Raw genomic sequence first — 17,967 nt, forward strand, 5'->3', positions numbered from 1 at the left:
TTGCGGGGGCGCCTCATTGGCGGCGCATCTGTCGCGCGCAATGTTTTCAAGGGATTTGACCGCCCCCTCGCGTGCCGAGGCGGTGTGGCACAGCTCGATCGACACGCATGAGTGAACCGCGCAAGCTTTATATCAAGTCCTTCGGCTGCCAGATGAACGTCTATGACGCCCAGCGCATGACGGATCAGCTCGCGCATGAGGGCTATGTCGAGACGCAGACGGCGGAGGACGCCGACCTCGTCATCCTCAACACGTGCCACATCCGCGAGAAGGCCGCCGAGAAGGTCTATTCCGAGCTCGGCCGGCTGCGCAAAAGCCAGGAAGAGCTCGGCCGCCGCCAGATGGTCGCGGTCGCCGGCTGCGTGGCGCAGGCGGAAGGCGCGGAAATCATCAAGCGCGCCCGCTCGGTCGACCTGGTGGTCGGCCCGCAGAGCTACCACAAGCTGCCCGAGCTGATCGCGCAGGCCGAGCTGCGCGGCTCGAATCGCCGCGCGGGCATCGTCGAGACCGAGTTCCCGGTCGAGGACAAGTTCGACCATCTCGCCGCCCCCTCGCGCGCGGCGATCGCCAAGCGCGGCCCCACCGCCTTCGTCACGGTGCAGGAAGGCTGCGACAAGTTCTGCACCTTCTGCGTGGTGCCCTACACCCGCGGGGCGGAAGTCTCCCGCCCGGTGGCGAAGATCGTCGAGGAAGTGCGCCGCCTCGCTGATGGCGGCGTGCGCGAGGTCACGCTCATCGGCCAGAACGTCAACGCCTATCACGGCGAGGACGCGGCCGGCCGCCCGGTGAACCTGCCGGACCTCATCCGCGCCATTGTCGAGGTCCCGGGCATCGCTCGCGTGCGCTACACCACCAGCCACCCGCGCGACATGGATGACGAGCTGATCGCCGCCCATCGCGACCTGCCCGAGCTCATGCCCTATCTGCACCTGCCGGTGCAGTCCGGCTCCAACCGCATTCTCGCCGCGATGAATCGCAAGCACGACCGCGAGCTGTTCTTCGAGACCGTGGAGCGCGTGCGCGCGGCGCGGCCCGACATCGCCTTCTCCTCGGACTTCATCGTCGGCTTCCCCGGCGAGACCGACGAGGATTTCGCCGACACCATGGACCTCGTGGAGAAGGTGCGCTTCGCTGGCGCCTTCTCGTTCAAATACTCGATACGTCCGGGCACGCCGGCCGCGACCATGGACGGCCAGCTGCCCGAAGAGGTGAAGTCGCAGCGCATCTATGCGCTGCAGGCCCTGCTCGACCGCCAGAAGGCGGAATTCGACGCGGCCTGCCGTGGCCGGCGCTTTGAGATTCTCCTGGAAAAGCATGGGCGCCTGCCCGGCCAGCTCATCGGCCGCTCGCCCTATCTCCAGTCCGTGGTGGTGCTGGCGCCGCCGGAGGCGATCGGCACGCTCGCCACCGTCGAGGTGCGCGAAGTGTCCACCAAGAGCCTGTCGGGGGACATCCTCGGCGGCGAGTTCTTCGAGAGTCGCGGTGAACCCGCGGCCATGATGACGGGTTCAATAGGGCAGAGCGAACAAGTGGAGGCTTAAGCGTGCGTCGATCCGGGTCTGATTCCGATCGTGCCTTGGTAAGTGCCCGTGCGGGGACCACATCGGCCGGAACCCGCCCGCCTCGAACGCCCGCTTCCTCCGATACAACGGCACGCTGGATGACACCCACCGTCGACGCTACCAACCAGACTGTCCTGGCCTTCGACGACAACAGGCTCGCCAGCCTGCTGTTCGGCCATTACGGCCAGAACCTCGCCTTGATCGAGCGTCGGCTAGAAATCGTGGCCGAGCAGCGCGGCAACCATGTCACGCTGGAAGGCCCGCGCGAGGCCTGCGATCAGGCCCGCCATGTGCTGGAGACGCTCTATGCCCGGCTGAAGAAGGGCGGCGAGATCGCCCCCGGCGATGTCGAAGGCGTGCTGCGCGAGGCCGCCAGCCAGGGCTTCCTGTTCGATTTCGACCCGGCCGCGCGCAAGCAGAGCTTCGACGAGATCCAGCTGCGCCGCCGCCCGGTGCGTGCCCGCACCGCCGCGCAGGACGCCTATATCCGCGCGCTGAAGCGCCAGACGCTGGTGTTCGGCGTCGGCCCGGCCGGCACCGGCAAGACCTGGCTCGCCGTCGCCTATGCCGTGCACCTTCTGGAGCGGCGCGTGGTGGACAAGATCATCCTCTCGCGCCCGGCGGTGGAGGCGGGCGAGCGGCTCGGCTTCCTGCCCGGCGACATGAAGGAGAAGGTCGACCCCTATCTGCGTCCGATCTATGATGCGCTCCACGACCTGATGGACCGCGCCTTCGTCGAGCGGGCGCTGACCTCCGGCGAGATCGAGATCGCGCCTCTGGCCTTCATGCGCGGCCGCACGCTGGCCAATGCCTGCGTCATCCTCGACGAGGCGCAGAACACGACGTCGATGCAGATGAAGATGTTCCTGACCCGTCTGGGCGAGAATTCGCACATGATCATCACCGGCGACCCCAGCCAGATCGACCTGCCGCCCGGCCAGACCTCCGGCCTCGCGGAAGCGGTTTCGCTGCTGGAGAATGTCGAGGGCGTCGAGGTCTGCCATTTCGCCGCCGCCGACGTGGTGCGCCACGAATTGGTCGGGCGCATCGTCGCCGCTTACGACAACAAGGCCGCGAGCGCCCGCGCCGCCGCCGAGGCGAAGGCGGAAACAAGGACGGCTACGCGATGAGCGACGCCCCCGCCATCGAGATCGACGTGCTGGTGGAAGCGCCCGCCTGGGAGGGCGTGCCCGATGCCGAAAGTCTCGTGACGCGGGCGGTGATCGCCGCCGTAGAGGGCGCGGCCACCGAATACGAGCTCGACATCGAGGGCGCGGAGATCGCGGTGATGCTCACCGACGATGCCGGCATCCGCGCGCTCAACCGCGACTGGCGCGGCAAGGACAAGGCGACCAACGTCCTGTCCTTCCCCACGCCCGAAGTGGCGCGGGGCGGGGGCGATCCCCATCTCGGCGACATCGCCATCGCCTTCGAGACCCTGGAGCGCGAGGCGGCCGGCGAGAACAAGAGCATCGCCGACCATCTCCAGCACCTGTCGGTGCACGGCACGCTGCATCTCCTCGGTTATGACCATGAGGTCCCCGAGGAGGCCGAGGAGATGGAGGCGATGGAGCGCACCGTGCTCTTGACGCTTGGCGTGTCCGATCCCTATGCCGAAACCGAACCCGTATCTCAGGCATCCTAGAAGAAGGCCAGAAGAAGCAAGGCTATGTCCGACCCCGTTTCTCATACCTCGCCCTCCGCTGCCGACACTTCCGGCAGCGAGGGGCCAAGTAGTCCCTCGGCCGGCTCGCGAAGTGCCGGCGAGGTCCGCGCCACCGACGGTCGCGGCGGCCTGTTCGATCGGCTTCGTGGCCTGATCGGCGGCTGGCGTTCCACCGGCTCGCTGCGCAGCGACCTCGCCGAGGTGCTCGCCGCCAATTCCGATGCCGGCGCAGACCTGACCGCGACCGAGCGCGCCATGCTGAAAAGCATTCTGGAGCTCCGGGAGCTCAGGATTGGCGACGTGATGGTGCCCCGCGCGGACATCGTGGCGGTGCAGAAGGACATCTCTCTGGGCGAACTGCTCGCCGTCTTCGCCGAAGCCGGCCATTCCCGCCTCGTCGTTTATGACGACACGCTCGACGATCCCGTCGGCATGGTCCACATCCGCGACCTCGTGACCTATCTGACCCAGCGCGCCATGGCGCCGCGCCCCGGCGCCGCCCGCTCGGCGGCACGGGAAGCGTTCGGGCGGGAAACGGCTTCACGAGAGCCGGCGGCGCGGGAGCCGGAGGAGCGCTCCGCGCGCGGCAAAGTGCGGCCCGCCTTCAACCTCAAGGCGATCGACCTCTCCGCCTCGCTGTCCTCGGCGAAGCTGATTCGCCGCCTGCTGTTCGTGCCGCCCTCCATGCCCTCGATCGAACTTCTGGCCAGCATGCAGGCGAGCCGCATCCATCTCGCCCTGGTGATCGACGAATATGGCGGAACCGACGGCATCGTCTCGATGGAAGACCTCGTCGAGGAAATCGTCGGCGACATCGAGGATGAGCACGACGACGACGAGACCCCGCTGATCGCCCGCCAGCCCGACGGCAGCTTCATCGCCGACGCCCGCGCCAATCTGGAAGACGTGGCCGAGGAGGTCGATCCGGCCTTCGCCGCCGGCGAGGAGGCCGAGGAGGTCGACACGCTGGGCGGGCTTCTGGTCACGCTCGCCGGCCGCGTGCCGGTGCGCGGCGAGATTGTCGCCGGTCCCGGCGGCTTCGAGATCGAGGTGCTCGATGCCGATCCGCGCCGGGTGAAGCGCCTGCGCATCGCCGCCGCGCGCGGCGGAGCCGGCCGGGCGACCGCCGTCGAGGACGAGCCCGCCCCGCGCGGACGACCGGTTCCCGGCAGCCTGCCCCCGCCCGCCGAGCAGGCAGGGGCCCGTCATTCGGCTTCCGCGCGCGGCCCGGATGCCGCCTGAAGCGCCGGGCGAGGCCGGGCGGGTGGCCCTTGAGGCGCCGCGTCCGGCTCCCGCAGCTGCCGGGCGGATGGGAAGCGTCCTCGCGGGCCTGGCGCGGCGCCTGAACCGCCTGTCGCCGCGAAAGCGTGGCGGGCTGGCTTTTCTAGCCGGCGCGGTCTCCGCGCTTGCCATGCCGCCCTTCTCGCTGTGGCCGCTGCTGGCGCTGACCCTGCCGCTGCTGGTGCTGCTGCTGGACGTCGCGCTGGAGGGTCGCCCGGCTCGCGCGAGGCTATGGCCCGCCTTCGCCACCGGCTGGCTGTTCGGCATGGGCTATTTCCTCGCCGGCCTGTGGTGGATCGGCGAGGCATTCCTGGTTCAGGCCGACGCCTTCGCCTGGCTGATGCCGTTCGCGGTGCTGGCCCTGCCGGCGGGCCTCGCCCTGTTCACCGGCCTCGGCTGCGCGCTGGCGGCGCTGGGCTGGGGCGGCAGCCGGGGCCGCATCCTGCTGCTCGCGGCCGCGCTTACCGTCGCGGAATGGCTGCGCGGCACGGTGCTGACCGGCTTTCCGTGGAACAATTTCGGCTATGCGCTGGCCGGTGATTTGCGGCTGGCGCAGGCGGCTTCCATGTTCGGCCTTTACGGTCTGTGCGTGATCGCGCTGGCGACGCTGGCCTCCCCGGCGGCCCTGTTCGGCGCGCGTGGGGGTATCAAGGACCGCCTTGGCCCGCCGGTGCTCGCCGCGCTGGTTCTCGCCGGCATGTGGGGCGCCGGCGCCTGGCGGCTCGCCACCACGCCCACCACCTTCGTGCCGGAGGTGCGGCTGCGCCTGATGCAGCCCGACCTGCCGCAGGACCAGAAATTCCGCTACGACGCCCGCCGCTCGGTGATGGACCTCTACATCGCCACCAGCCAGCAGCAGGGCGGGCTTGCCGGCATCACCCATCTGATCTGGCCGGAATCGGCGTTTCCGTTCTTTCTGGAACGTGAGCCCGAGGCGCTGGCGCGGCTGCGCGGCCTGCTGGGGCCGACCGGCACCCGGCTGATCACCGGCGCCGCCCGCATGGAACCGCGCCCGGGCCAGCCCCGCCCCGACGCCTATAACAGCCTGCGCGTGCTCGGGCCGGACGGCACATTCCTCGCGACCGCCGACAAGGTGCATCTCGTTCCGTTCGGCGAATATCTGCCGTTCCAGGAGACCATGGAATGGCTCGGCTTCGAGCAGCTCACGCGCCAGCGCGGCGGCTTTTCATCCGCGCCGCGCCGCGAGCTGATGATGATTCCCGGCCTGCCGCCCACCGTGCCGCTGATCTGCTACGAAGCGATCTTCCCCGGCCGGATCCTGCCGGAAAACCTCGCCCCGGACGCGCGCCCCGGCCTGCTGCTCAACGTCAGCAACGATGCGTGGTTCGGGATTACGCCGGGTCCCTACCAGCATTTCGAACAGGCCCGACTTCGTGCCGTAGAGGAAGGGTTGCCGCTGGTCCGCGCCACGAATAACGGTATTTCCGCCATCGTCGATCCCCTGGGTCGGATTACCGAAATGCTACCCCTGGGTGTACGCGGCGCGCTCGACGGACCCCTCCCGAAACCGGTCAAACCGACGATTTATTCGAGCATTGGCAGCTTGATACCGCTAATAATTGTACTTTTGTGCGTAATCGTGACAATTATGCTGCAACGCCGTTATGCACGCGGTGATTGATCGACGATGCCAAGCGCTTTGCCTAGACTAGACGGGTATGAGGCAGCGCTTCCCTTCTCCCCGGCGGAGGAGGGGGCATTTTTTTGCTTGAGGCTGGGGAAGCTGATGACCAAGAAGTCTCCCAATCCAATCGACAAACATGTCGGCAGTCGCGTTCGGATGCGGCGGATGATGGTCGGGATGAGTCAGGAGAAGCTTGGCGAAAGCTTAGGCATTACTTTCCAGCAGATTCAGAAATACGAAAAAGGCACTAATCGCATCGGCGCCAGCCGCCTGCAGAACATCTCCAGCGTGCTGAGCGTCCCGGTGGCCTTCTTCTTCGAAGGCGCGCCGACCGGCACCGCCGGCGAGGGCTTCGCCGAAGACGCCTCCCCGGCCTATGTCAGCGATTTTCTCGCGACCTCGGAAGGGCTGGCCCTGACCCGTGCCTTCACCCGCATCGCCGATCCGAAGGTGCGCCGACGCATCGTCGATCTCGTGGAAGCGCTCGCGGAAGCCCCCGACGCCGGCTGAAGCGTTCTTTTTTCCGAACGAATTCGCCAAAATTCTTGACCCTTCGGCCGACGCTTGCCAGAACACGAGCGCCGGCTTTCCTGTTGCGCCGGCGCTGATCCGAGGAGCCGACGCGTGTCCCGCCAAGATTATCTGTTCACCAGCGAATCCGTTTCCGAAGGCCACCCCGACAAGGTCTGCGACCGCATTTCCGATGAAGTGGTCGACGCCTTCTTCCGCCTCGGGCCGGAATTCGGCTGGGATCCGAGCCATCTGCGCGTCGCTTCCGAGACGCTGGCCACCACCAACCGCGTCGTGATCGCCGGCGAGACGCGCGGCCCCGCGCAGATCACCCACGACCTCATCGTCCACCTCGCGCGGCTCGCCATCAAGGATATCGGCTACGAGCAGGAAGGCTTCCACTGGCAGGATGCCGACATTGAGGTGCTGCTGCACGCCCAGTCCGCCGACATCGCGCAGGGCGTCGATTCGGCCAACAACAAGGACGAAGGCGCCGGCGATCAGGGCATCATGTTCGGCTATGCCTGCCGCGAGACCCCGGAGCTGATGCCAGCCCCGATCTTCTACGCCCACAAGATCCTGAAGCGCCTCGCCGAGGCCCGCCATTCCGGCGAGAGCACCGTGCTCGGACCGGACGCGAAGAGCCAGGTCACCGTGCGCTATGCCGGCAGCAAGCCGGTAGAGGTCACGCAGATCGTGCTCTCGACCCAGCACCTCGACGCCGACCTGTCGTCGCATGACGTGCAGTCCATCGTGGAGCCCTATATCCGCGAGACCCTGCCCGATGGCTGGATCACCCCCTCGACCGTCTGGCACGTCAATCCCACGGGCAAATTCGTCATCGGCGGCCCGGACGGCGATTGCGGCCTCACCGGCCGCAAGATCATCGTCGACACCTATGGTGGCGCGGCGCCCCATGGCGGCGGCGCCTTCTCCGGCAAGGACCCGACCAAGGTCGACCGCTCGGCCGCTTATGCCGCGCGCTACCTCGCCAAGAACGTGGTTGCCGCCGGCCTCGCCGACCGCGCCACCATCCAGCTCGCCTATGCCATCGGCGTCTCCGACCCGCTGGCGATCTATGTCGACCTCCACGGCACCGGCCAGGTGGAGGAAGCCAAGCTCGAAAAGGTGCTGCGCGAGGTGATGAACCTGCGTCCGCGCGGCATTCGCGAGCATCTCTCCCTCAACAAGCCGATCTATGCGCGCACCGCCGCCTATGGCCATTTCGGCCGCGCGGCGGAAGAGGATGGCGGCTTCTCCTGGGAGCGCACCGACCTCGCCGACGCCATCAAGGCCGCCGTGGCCTGAGCACCGGCCGATTGCCTGATCCGGCAACGACGTTTAAGCGGGGCGGACCTCAGATCCGCCCCGTTTCGTTTATCGACCGTCTCAAGAGCCGCCGCCGCTTCGTGATATGACCGCCGATCCCGACGACACCGCCCCCGCCCGTCGCGACGCCGCCTTCTATGGCCGGCGCAAGGGCAAGCCGCTGCGCGCCGCGCAGGCCGCCAGCATGGACAGCGACCTGCCGCGCCTCTCCGTGCCGCTGGACGCACTCGCCGGCCAGCCGCTCGCCGCGCTGTTTCCCCGCCCGATGGAGATGTACCGGCTGGAAATCGGCTTCGGCGGCGCCGAGCACCTGATGAGCGAGGCCAAGCGCCATCCCGATATCGGCTACATCGGCGCGGAGGCCTTTCTCAATGGCATCGCAAAGGCGACGGTCGCGATCGCGGAGGCCGGGCTCGACAATATCCGCCTGCATGGCGACGACGTGGTGCCGCTGCTGGAGCGCCTGCCGGACGCCTGCCTCGACCGGGTGGACCTGCTCTATCCCGATCCGTGGCACAAGCGCCGGCACTGGAAGCGCCGCTTCGTGCAGGCCGACAATATCGGTCGCATCGCCCGGGTGCTGAAGCCCGGCGGGCGCTTCCGCTTCGCCACTGACATCGAGAGCTACGCCGCCTGGACGCTGCGCCGCATGCTGGCGGATCCGCGATTCGAATGGACGGCCCGGCGCGCCGACGACTGGCGCCTGCCCTGGCAGGGCTGGCCCGGCACGCGCTACGAAGCCAAGGCGATGCGCGAAGGCCGCCGCCCCGGATATTATGAGTTCCTGCGCACCTGAACACCGCCTATCATGACGGAACTACCGTGATGCCGACGCGTTGACTGGCAGCATCATCCGGATTGCTCAGGAGAACCATCATGGCCGAACCCGACGCGCAGAACGATTTCGCCAAGCTGACCGAAGACCTCGCGGTGCTGCGGGCGGACGTCGCCAAGCTCGCCGAAACCCTGTCGCAGCTCGCCAAGGCCGAAAGCGAAGCGGTCACCGACGCGGTGAAGCAGAGGGTGCGCGCCGGCGCCGCGCGGGCCGAGGCCACCGCCTCCGGCTTGCTGGAAGAAGGCACTGCCGCCTATGAGGAGGCGAAGGCCCGCGCGCAGGGGCTCACCAGCGAGCTCGGCTCCACCATCGAGCGCAACCCGCTCAGCGCCGTCGCCGCCGCTCTCGGCATCGGCTTCCTGTTCGGCCTGCTGACGCGGGGCCGCAACTGATGCTCCGCTTCATCCTGTCGCTTGCCGGGGTCGAACTCGACCGCGCCCTGCGCCGTGCGGCGGGAACCGCACTGCTGTTCGCGACCGGCGCGCTGCTGCTTGGCGGCGCGTTGGTGGCGCTGCTGGTCGCGCTGTTCATCGCGCTGGCGGATGCCTATGACCCGGTGGTCGCGGCCCTGCTGATCGCCGCCATCGCCTTCGTCGGCGCCACCATCCTGCTGATTCTGGCCTATGCGCGCCTGCGCCGGCCCGCCCCCCGCGCGGGTTATGGCATTAATCCGCTCGCCGGCCTCGGCGCCGCCATGCCGCCGCCCGCCGCGCCGCTTTCCGGCGCGGTGCCCCCCTCCATCCCTCCGGCCAGCAGCGGCACCATTCTCGGCATTGCGGCCGGCGCGGCGCTGCTCGGCCTTATTCTTGGCCGACGCATCTGAAATCCTGCACGCTCGGCGGTGCGGATAGCTTGGTACCGGCGCGTGGCTTGCGGTTGCGGGCTAGCGCAAAAAGGACCAATCTGCCCGCGAGCGCCGAACCGCGCACCGTCAAGGGTTCGCGGTGCCCATGCGCTGCAGGAGGTTTCCGACTTGACGTCTCGACGTTCGCCGCTGCGGCCGGGAGCGGCCATCATCGCCGCGCTCATGGGGCCGGTTTTCGCTTTTGGCTCCCTCAGTGCCGCTTATGCCGAAGCTCCGCCGCCCGGATTGATCGCGCGCTCCTCGCCCGCCGGCAATTACCTCGCGGCGCGCCTTGCCGTGTCCGAACGCGACACCGCGGCCGCGGCGGCCTATTACCGCGCGCTGGTGCAGGCCTTCCCGCGCAGCGGCGAGATCCTGGAGCGCGGCTTCCTGATCATGCTCGCCGACGGCTCGATCGATGAAGCGGTCGACCTCGCCCAGCGTATCGTGCGCATCGACCCCGAGCACGGGCTGGCGCGTCTGGTGCTCGGCGTGCGCGCCATCAAGGCCAAGCAGTACATCACCGCCCGCTCCAATCTGAAGCGCGCCGGCCAGGACGCCATCGCCAAGCTCAACGAGACGCTGCTGACCGCCTGGAGCCAGTACGGTTCCGGCAATCCGCGCGCCGGCGTCACCGCCATCGAGGCGCTGCAGGGCCCGGAATGGTATGCCGGTTTCAAGGATTACCATGCCGGCCTGCTGCTGGAATTGGCCGGCGCCAAGAAGGAGGCCGGCCAGAAGCTGGGCGAGGCGCTGAAGATCGATTCGCGCACGCTGCGCGTGGTCGACGCCTATGCCCGCTGGGCCTCGCGCAGCGGCAACAAGCAGCTCGCCATCGAGACCTATGAGAATTTCGACAAGCTGCTGCCGGACGATCCGCTGGTCTCCCAGTCGCTGGAGGCGCTGCGCGCCGGCAAGACCCTGCCTGCGCTGATCACCTCGCCGCAGGCCGGTGCCGCCGAGGTGTTCTACGGCCTCGGCGCCGCGCTCGGCCGGCAGGGCGAGGAAGACCTCGCGCTGATCTATCTCCAGCTCGGCCGCTGGCTCGATCCCTCGCACCCGCTGATCAACATCACGCTGGCCGATCTGTACGAGAACCTGAAGAAGCACGACGAGGCGATCGCGCTGTTCCGCGCGGTGCCCAAGGATTCGCCGTTCCGCGAGAATGCCGACATCCAGCTCGGGCTCAATCTCGACGCCGCCGGCGACTTCGCCGCGGCGCGCACCGCGCTGGAGGCGGTGGTCGCCAAGAATCCGAAGGACGTGCGCGCCATGATGGCGCTCGGCGACATTCTGCGCGCCAACGACAAATATGCCGAGGCGGCGGAGGTCTATACCCGCGCCATCGACCTGCTCGGCACGCCGACCGGCAATAACTGGATGCTGTTCTATTTCCGCGGCACCGCCTATGAGCGCACCAAGCAGTGGGACAAGTCGGAAGCGGACCTGCGCAAGGCGCTGGAGCTGCGCCCGGACCAGCCGCATGTGCTGAACTATCTCGGCTATTCGTGGATCGACCAGGGCGTCAATCTCGACGAGGGCATGGAGATGATCCGCAAGGCGGTGACGCTGCGCCCCGATGACGGCTTCTTTATCGATAGCCTGGGCTGGGCCTATTACCGGACCGGCAAGTACAACGAGGCGGTCGAGGAGCTGGAGCGCGCGGTCGAGCTGAAGCCGAACGAATCGGTGATCAACGACCATCTCGGCGATGCCTACTGGAAGGTCGGCCGCCGGCTGGAGGCCAAGTTCAAGTGGAACCACGCCCGCGATCTCGGCGCGGAGCCGGCCGATCTGGCGCGGATCGAGCGCAAGATCGCGGTCGGCCTCGACGAGGCGGAAAAGGCGGACAAAACCGATCCCGCCGCGCCGGTGATGCAGAAGACCGAACAGCCCTCGACCGAGGCACAGAAGGCCGCGGTCGGAGTCCCGCCCGCGCCGGCAAATGAAAAGGGCGGCGGCGGCTGAGGCCGCCACCACCCGTTTTGCTCAACGCATCTCGGGGTCACGCCGTCGCGGGGCGGCCGACGAAGAACAGCGGGCGCGAGCGCAGCGCGAAGGCACCGTCGCCGATCAGCCAGAGCGCGAAGGACGCGGCGATGAGGAAGGCGGGATATTCCCAGCCGCCGCCGGCGGCCGAGAACAGCCAGCCATTGCCGAGATGGGCGCTCATGGCGCCGACCATCACCGGGATCATCAGCAGCGCGACATGGCGCGCATAGATGCCGGCGACGATGAGGACGCCGCCGATCAGCTCGGCATAGATCACCGGGCCGGCCAGCGCGGCGGGCATGCCGAGGCTTTCGAGAAAGCCGGCAAAGCCGGGAATCGTGAACACGATGTACTTCAGCAGCGCGTGGGAAATCCACATGGCGCCGAGCGCCAGGCGAAGCACGAACGCGCCGTAAGGGGCGGAGTGGTTGTCGATCATGGTCGTCATCCTGCGATAAGGTTGCGGGGTCGCCCGTCGGGGCAAGGCCGTCAGTGAAGATGGCCTGTGGTAACCCGGCCTGTTTCGCAACGCGATAGCCGATATCGAACGATAAATATTGCGTCCATGCAATGATGGAGACAGATCCGGCGGGCACGCGATCGCGCCGCGCCGGAGCATGGCCCGAGTGTGTGGAGGCTCACGGAAACGTCCCAGGCGTTAACGCCGGCGGGACGCCTGCGGAGGATGGCCGCGATGAAGCCGTCCCGCGTCGATCAGTGGGGGTCGTCGGCCTGCGCCGTCGCCACGCGCTCGGTGCTGGCGTTCTGGCGGTGGGTCTGGGCGGCGAGCTTGGTGCGGCCGCTGCCGCCGCGCTGGAACTGGCACCACAGCCGGTCCGCGCCCGCGAGATTGCCGCGGAAGCTCTGCTCGCTGGTCTTCTCCAGATCGAAGCAGGGCTGGAACGCCATGCCCTTGAGCTTGGCGCACACCGCCTCGCCCTTCACCACGAGCGTGCCGGCCGGGAGCGTCACATAGCGGGCATTGCCCTTGCCGCGCATCTGGATGGTGCCGGCGACCGAGCCGTCCTTGAGGATGCGGCCGGAACCGACCGTGCCCTCGTAGCAGGTGTAGGAAAAGGTGCGGCCGATCACGAAGCGCTGCGCGGATTCCGCATTCAACGGCTCCGCCAGCGCCGGCGCGGCGGAGACGGTGGCGAGGAACAGGCCCGACAGGGCGAGAGACACGGAACGCATGCGCATGTCCATCAGTGCTGGTGAGCCATCACGATGCGCTGCGAAAGCCCTGCCTTGTCAAGGCAAAGCAGGCCGGGATGCCCGCGGGAGAACCGCGCGCCGTCCGCACTGTGGCGCATACGCAACGCCCCCCTGCACCACAGCACCGGCAGGATGAACGGTTTTGGTTAAGGACCGGCAAACGCGGCCCCGGCCGAACCGTCACGCCGGCTGCGGACGCGCCACCACCGGGCGCTCCACGATCGGCAGGTTGATGACCGCCGAGGCGAAGCTCAGCGCCACCGCCAGCCACCACACGAAATCATAGGAGCCCAGCCGCTCATAGAGCACGCCGCCGAGCCACACGCCGAGAAAGCCGCCGACCTGGTGGCTGAAGAAGGCGAAGCCGTAGAGCATGGCGAGATAGCGCGTGCCGAACATCAGCATCACCAGCCCCGAGGTCGGCGGCACGGTGGAGAGCCACAGCAGGCCGAGCACGACGCCGAAGCCGATCGAGGTCGCCGGCGAGGCCGGCAGCAGCACGAAGGCGGCGATGGCGATGCCGCGCGCGAAATAGATGATCGCCAGCAGCCAGCGCCGCGACATCCGGCTCGACAGCCAGCCCGAGGACAGCGAGCCGACCATATTGGCGAGGCCGATCACCGCCAGCGTCCAGCCGCCGACCTGGATCGAGAGGCCGCGATCGATGAGATAGGCCGGCAGATGGGTGGTCACGAAGGCGAGCTGGAAGCCGCAGGTGAAGAAGCCGAGCACGAGATAGACATAGCTCGGGTGGCGGAATGCCTGCCCCAGCGCCTCCCCGATCGACTGCTTCGGCTCGCCCGCCTTCGCCGCCGCTGGCTGCGGGTTGGCGAGCGCGAGCGCGAACGGCATCACCAGCAGCATGGCGAGGCCGAAGATCATCAGCGTCTCCTGCCAGCCGACCGAGGAGATCAGCCCGGTCGCCAGCGGGGGAAACAGGAACTGGCCGAACGAGCCCGCCGCCGTCCCCGCGCCGAAGGCGATCGGGCGCATGCGCTCGGGCAGCATCTTGCCGAACGCCGCCAGCACGATGTTGAACGAGCAGCCGGACAGGCCGAAGCCGACCAGCACGCCGGCCGACAGGTGCAGCAGGCCGGGTGTCGAGGCATAGGCCATCAGCCCCAGCCCGAGCGCATAGATCAGCGCGCCGACGCACAGCACGCGCACCACGCCGAACCGGTCCGCCACCGCGCCCGCGAACGGCGTGCCGAGGCCCCAGAGCAGGTTCTGGATCGCGATGGCGAGGCCGAACGTGTCGCGGCCCCAGCCATATTCGCCGGTCATCGGCAGCAGGAAGATGCCCGAGGAAGCGCGCGGCCCGAAGGTCAACATCGCGATCATGCAGCCGCACAGCAGCACGAAGAGCGGGGCGCGCGCGGCGAGGCTGGCGCCGGGGGCGGAAGGGGGCGAAGCGGTGGTCATGCGGGGCTCCGGCGCGGATCGGGAGGCGGCGCGGTAAAAACCGCTCTCGCTATGTAGATAACGGCTTCGGGCCAAGGCTGGAAAATGAATAATTTAGCGGACGGTCATCAGCAATGTTCATGCATCGCGCGCCACCCCTGCGGCGCCCGGCGCGGCCTGTCCCGCCATCCTTTGGGCCGAAAAGCGTTTTCAGATACCGTCCGCGCCCCTTAATCGCGCGTTTATGATGAATCCGCGTTCATAACTTGTAGACGCGAATCATGGCATGCCGCGTTTAGGACACGGCTCTTGACCAGTTTGCCGGTCGTGAGCCCCGCCGCCTAACCCTATGCCAGGATGTCCCATGCCGCTCGACCGTCGCCTGTTCCTGCTCGCCGCCTCCGCCGCGCTCGCCGGCTGCACCGCGCGGCGTGGCCCCCAGCCGCAGGCCATCGCGCCGGTCAATGCCCAGTTCGCCTCGATGTATGCCGCGATCGACACGGAGCCGTTCCCGGTGCCGGCGATCGACGTCTCGCAGATCGACCCGCGCTTCCTGAGGCAGGAGGTCGCCTTCCAGACCCGCGAGCAGCCCGGCACCATCGTGGTCGACCCCAATGAGCGCCACGCCTATCTGGTGATGGAAGGCGGCCGGGCGCTGCGCTATGGCGTCGGCGTCGGCCGTGAGGAAGGCTTCAACTTCCGCGGCGACGCGACGATCGCGCGCAAGGCCGTCTGGCCGCGCTGGACCCCCACCATCGACATGATCCGCCGCGAGCCGGACCGCTACGGCCCCTATGCCGGCGGGCTGCCCGGCGGCCCGACCAACCCGCTCGGCCCGCGCGCGCTCTATCTTTATTCGGGCGGCAAGGACACGCTGTACCGGCTGCACGGCACCACCGAGCCGCACACCATCGGCACCATGGTGTCCTCGGGCTGCGTGCGATTCATGAACCAGGACATCATCGACCTCTATAACCGCGTGCCGGTCGGCACCAAGGTCGTGGTGCTGCCGGCCGCCGCCGCCGCGGTGAGCTGAGCCCCCTCAATCGAGCCGGATCTCGAACGGCTCGTTCTCCATCGCCTCCGCCCCGCGCCCGATGGCGGCGATCGCAGCGCTCATCCGCCCGCCACGCCCCAGCGCGGCATCGGCCAGCGACACCAGCAGCGCGTTCGGCGTGGCGATCGGCGAGGCCGCGCGCAAGGCGAGCGCCAGTTCCGCCTCGTCGCGATGCGGGGCCAGCGCGCAGGCCGCGATATAGGCCGAGGCGGTGGAGCGGCTGATGCCGGCATAGCAGTGCACCACCAGCGGCGCCGCGCGGTCCCAGCGCCGGGCAAAGCCGAGGATCGCCTCGACATGCTCGGCGGAAGGGTGCACCAGCCCATCCTGCGGCGCGACGATGTCATTGAAGCCGACGAACAGATGGTTCTCGCGCGGAAATTCCGCCGGGAGCGCGACCGGCGTCGCGATGTTGATCACGCTCAGCACATGGCGCGCCCCGGTGCGGGTCACGGTCTCTTCAAGGCGGGAGAGCGGGCAGATATGGATCATGGCGGGGGTCCGGCGGTGTCCTCGCCGGCAATCGCGGCGAAGCGTTCGAGGAAACGGGTCTTGGCTTCGTCCGCGCTCCAGGGCGCGAGCAGATCGCGCTCGGTGGCGGCGTCGAGCGGAAAGGGCTGGCCGAAAAGGCGACGCGCCTCGCCGATCTCGAAGCCGGCGAGCCGCGTCGCCTCCAGAAAGGCGCTGGCGCGGTCGGCGGCCTTGACGAGACGCACCAGCGGCGCCGGCCAGGTCGCCGGCAGGCCGAAACGCAGGCTCACCGCCGCCAGCAGCCGCGCCTCAACGGTCTTGTAGTCGCCCCCCAGCACCGCCTTGAACGGCGAGATCATGTCGCCGACCACATATTCGGGCGCGTCGTGCAGCAGGGTCGCGAGCCGCCAGCGCCGGTCGAGCTCCGCTCCCCGCGCGCGCGCCTGCCGCTGTGCGATCAGTTCCACCAGCACGGAATGCTGCGCCACCGAGAAGGCGTGCGGGCCGCCGGTCTGCCCGTTCCAGCGCGCGACGCGGGCGAGGCCATGGGCGATATCCTCGATCTCGATGTCGAGCGGCGAGGGGTCGATCAAATCGAGCCGCCGCCCCGACAGCATGCGCTGCCAGACGCGGGCGGAGGCCGTGCGCGGGGCGGTGCGGAAGGTCATCGCGCGCGGGCCCACGGGACGTCGTCCCCGGCATGGGCGCCGTGGCGGTGGCAGGTGGCGAGATGGTCGTCGACCATGCCGACCGCCTGCATGAAGGCGTAGACGATGGTCGGCCCGACGAAATTGAAGCCGCGTTTTTTCAGTTCCTTGGACATGGTGAGCGCCGTGGGTGTCGAGACCACCGGGGCGTCGCCCTCCTTCAGCGCCCCGTCGCGCGGCGGGCCGTTGATGTCCCAGAGCAGGGCGGAAAAGCCCGGCCCCTTCTCCATGATGTCGAGAAACACCTGCGCCGAGCGCACAGTCGAGACGATCTTGGAGCGGTTGCGCACAATGCCGGGATCCTGCATCAGCGCCTCGATCTTTTCCGGCGTGTAGCGGGCGATGATCTCCGGCTGGAACCCATCGAAGGCGGCGCGAAAGCCGTCGCGCTTGCGCAGGATGGTGATCCAGGCGAGCCCGGCCTGGAAGCCGTCGAGGATCAGCTTCTCGAACAGCGCGCGGTCGTCATATTCCGGCACGCCCCATTCAGTGTCGTGATAGGCGACATAGAGCGGATCGCTGCCGCACCAGGCGCAGCGCGTCACGCCGTCGGGATGGAGATGGGCCTTCACGTCAGCGCTCCGTGCCGGGAATGGGGAAATTCGCCCAGGCGAGCGGCTCGGGAACCAGCACGGCGCCGTCCGCCTCGACGCCGAGCCCGGCCTCGCGCGCTTCCGCGAGGCGGTCGAGCCGCACCGTCGCCAGCACGCGGCCCTCATGGCCCGAGCCGACCTGCCCCAACGTCTTTGCCCCCGCAACCACCGGCGTGCCCGGCGCCGGGAGAGGCCCGTTCACTGCGAACGGGATCACCCTTGTGCGCGCGGTGCCGCGATGCTGCATGCGGCTGACGATTTCCTGCCCGACATAGCAGCCCTTGTCGAAATCGATGCCGTGGAGCTGGTCCATGTCGGCCTCGTGCGGGAAGGCGTCGCCATAAGCGAAATCGCGCCCGCCCTCCGGCACGCCGAGCGCGATGCGGTGCGCCTGCCACTGCGATTCGGGAACGGTGGCGAGGACCTCCACCGTGTTCACCTCGATCAGGAAACGCTGGCCGAGCGCCGGGAGCCGCGGGTCCTCGAAGGCCAGTGCGCCCTCGGGCACCGCCGCCCCATCCCAGGCGACGCCGGCGACGAGGCCGTCCAAAGCCTCGATCTCGACCCTGGCGCGCAGGCGATAGAGCTTCAGCTTCTTCAACAGTTCGGCCAGCAGCGGCGCCGGCACGTCGAGGCGGAACCCGTCCTCGGGCACGGCGAGCACGAACATGTCGGCGAGAATCTTGCCCTGCGGCGCCAGCAGCGCGGCATAGCGCGCCGCGCCCGGCGCGGGGGTGCGGGCGGTGAGCAGATTGTCGAGGAAATGCGCGGCCTCGGGTCCGGCGACCCGCGCCACCGCACGGCCCTCAAGAAGCGCGATCGGCATGGAGCATGCGTCCTCGCCCGCCCGAAGTGGCGG

19 protein-coding genes are annotated in these 17,967 nt (G+C 68.5%); 12 read left to right on the forward strand and 7 right to left on the reverse strand.

The features are described from left to right. Positions 1–107: 107 nt before the first annotated feature. The 11 genes from miaB (at position 108) to VRZ77_RS06130 (ending at position 11,640) form a co-directional block, all read left to right on the forward strand. Complete coding sequence (gene miaB / locus VRZ77_RS06080) at positions 108–1,541, forward strand: tRNA (N6-isopentenyl adenosine(37)-C2)-methylthiotransferase MiaB (protein ID WP_414591767.1); 1,434 nt, start codon at positions 108–110, stop codon at positions 1,539–1,541. A 119-nt stretch (positions 1,542–1,660) separates the two neighbouring features. Next, complete coding sequence (locus tag VRZ77_RS06085; protein ID WP_414591768.1) at positions 1,661–2,692, forward strand: PhoH family protein; 1,032 nt, start codon at positions 1,661–1,663, stop codon at positions 2,690–2,692. After that, entirely contained in the window at positions 2,689–3,207 is a 519-nt protein-coding gene (gene ybeY, locus VRZ77_RS06090) for an rRNA maturation RNase YbeY (RefSeq protein ID WP_414591769.1), read from the forward strand. The genes VRZ77_RS06085 and ybeY overlap by 4 nt, the downstream gene beginning before the upstream one ends. 24 nt (positions 3,208–3,231) lie before the next feature. Next, on the forward strand, positions 3,232–4,470 hold the full coding sequence (locus VRZ77_RS06095; protein WP_414591770.1) for a transporter associated domain-containing protein: 1,239 nt from the start codon (positions 3,232–3,234) through the stop codon (positions 4,468–4,470). 67 nt (positions 4,471–4,537) lie between these two features. Beyond that, entirely contained in the window at positions 4,538–6,151 is a 1,614-nt protein-coding gene (gene lnt, locus VRZ77_RS06100) for an apolipoprotein N-acyltransferase (RefSeq protein ID WP_414591800.1), read from the forward strand. 105 nt (positions 6,152–6,256) lie between these two features. Continuing rightward, a complete protein-coding gene (locus VRZ77_RS06105) occupies positions 6,257–6,664 on the forward strand; it encodes a helix-turn-helix domain-containing protein (protein WP_414591771.1) in 408 nt (135 codons plus the stop codon). 114 nt (positions 6,665–6,778) lie between these two features. Continuing rightward, on the forward strand, positions 6,779–7,972 hold the full coding sequence (gene metK / locus VRZ77_RS06110; protein WP_414591772.1) for a methionine adenosyltransferase: 1,194 nt from the start codon (positions 6,779–6,781) through the stop codon (positions 7,970–7,972). Positions 7,973–8,078: 106 nt separating this feature from the next. Beyond that, positions 8,079–8,789, forward strand: coding sequence for a tRNA (guanine(46)-N(7))-methyltransferase TrmB (trmB, locus tag VRZ77_RS06115; RefSeq protein ID WP_414591773.1), 711 nt, complete (start codon positions 8,079–8,081; stop codon positions 8,787–8,789). A gap of 80 nt (positions 8,790–8,869) precedes the next feature. Further along, positions 8,870–9,220: a hypothetical protein gene (locus VRZ77_RS06120; RefSeq protein WP_414591774.1), complete on the forward strand. Its 351-nt coding sequence runs from the start codon at positions 8,870–8,872 to the stop codon at positions 9,218–9,220. Beyond that, positions 9,220–9,651 (forward strand): phage holin family protein, encoded by a 432-nt coding sequence (locus VRZ77_RS06125; protein WP_414591775.1) that lies wholly within the window; start codon positions 9,220–9,222, stop codon positions 9,649–9,651. Before VRZ77_RS06120 ends, VRZ77_RS06125 begins: the two co-directional genes overlap by 1 nt. A gap of 204 nt (positions 9,652–9,855) precedes the next feature. After that, positions 9,856–11,640 (forward strand): tetratricopeptide repeat protein, encoded by a 1,785-nt coding sequence (locus VRZ77_RS06130; protein WP_414591801.1) that lies wholly within the window; start codon positions 9,856–9,858, stop codon positions 11,638–11,640. Positions 11,641–11,677: 37 nt separating this feature from the next. Here the strand turns inward: VRZ77_RS06130 and VRZ77_RS06135 are convergent, their stop codons facing one another. The 3 genes from VRZ77_RS06135 to VRZ77_RS06145 form a co-directional block, all read right to left on the reverse strand. Beyond that, positions 11,678–12,103, reverse strand: a complete 426-nt coding sequence (locus tag VRZ77_RS06135; protein WP_414591776.1) for a DoxX family protein — start codon at positions 12,101–12,103, stop codon at positions 11,678–11,680. A 275-nt stretch (positions 12,104–12,378) separates the two neighbouring features. Further along, positions 12,379–12,858 (reverse strand): hypothetical protein, encoded by a 480-nt coding sequence (locus tag VRZ77_RS06140; protein WP_414591777.1) that lies wholly within the window; start codon positions 12,856–12,858, stop codon positions 12,379–12,381. A 201-nt stretch (positions 12,859–13,059) separates the two neighbouring features. Next, positions 13,060–14,301 carry an MFS transporter gene (locus tag VRZ77_RS06145; RefSeq protein ID WP_414591778.1) on the reverse strand — a complete coding sequence of 414 codons (1,242 nt, stop codon included), beginning with the start codon at positions 14,299–14,301 and terminating at the stop codon, positions 13,060–13,062. 343 nt (positions 14,302–14,644) lie between these two features. Between VRZ77_RS06145 and VRZ77_RS06150 the strand changes: the two genes are divergently transcribed. After that, on the forward strand, positions 14,645–15,316 hold the full coding sequence (locus VRZ77_RS06150) for a L,D-transpeptidase (RefSeq protein WP_414591779.1): 672 nt from the start codon (positions 14,645–14,647) through the stop codon (positions 15,314–15,316). A 6-nt stretch (positions 15,317–15,322) separates the two neighbouring features. On the opposite strand, the gene VRZ77_RS06155 is transcribed toward VRZ77_RS06150, so the two are convergent. Genes VRZ77_RS06155 through VRZ77_RS06170 form a run of 4 tightly spaced genes read right to left on the reverse strand, consistent with a single transcriptional unit; the run spans position 15,323 to position 17,934 of the window. Further along, complete coding sequence (locus VRZ77_RS06155; RefSeq protein WP_414591780.1) at positions 15,323–15,829, reverse strand: tyrosine phosphatase family protein; 507 nt, start codon at positions 15,827–15,829, stop codon at positions 15,323–15,325. Then, entirely contained in the window at positions 15,826–16,476 is a 651-nt protein-coding gene (locus VRZ77_RS06160; protein ID WP_414591781.1) for a YfbR-like 5'-deoxynucleotidase, read from the reverse strand. Before VRZ77_RS06160 ends, VRZ77_RS06155 begins: the two co-directional genes overlap by 4 nt. Then, a complete protein-coding gene (locus VRZ77_RS06165) occupies positions 16,473–17,087 on the reverse strand; it encodes a DNA-3-methyladenine glycosylase I (RefSeq protein ID WP_414591782.1) in 615 nt (204 codons plus the stop codon). Before VRZ77_RS06165 ends, VRZ77_RS06160 begins: the two co-directional genes overlap by 4 nt. 1 nt (position 17,088) lies before the next feature. Next, on the reverse strand, positions 17,089–17,934 hold the full coding sequence (locus VRZ77_RS06170; RefSeq protein ID WP_414591783.1) for a YgfZ/GcvT domain-containing protein: 846 nt from the start codon (positions 17,932–17,934) through the stop codon (positions 17,089–17,091). Positions 17,935–17,967 lie beyond the last annotated feature (33 nt).

Origin of the sequence: Ancylobacter sp. G4_0304, from assembly GCF_047501495.1 — a bacterium.
Taxonomy (GTDB): Bacteria; Pseudomonadota; Alphaproteobacteria; order Rhizobiales; family Xanthobacteraceae; genus Ancylobacter.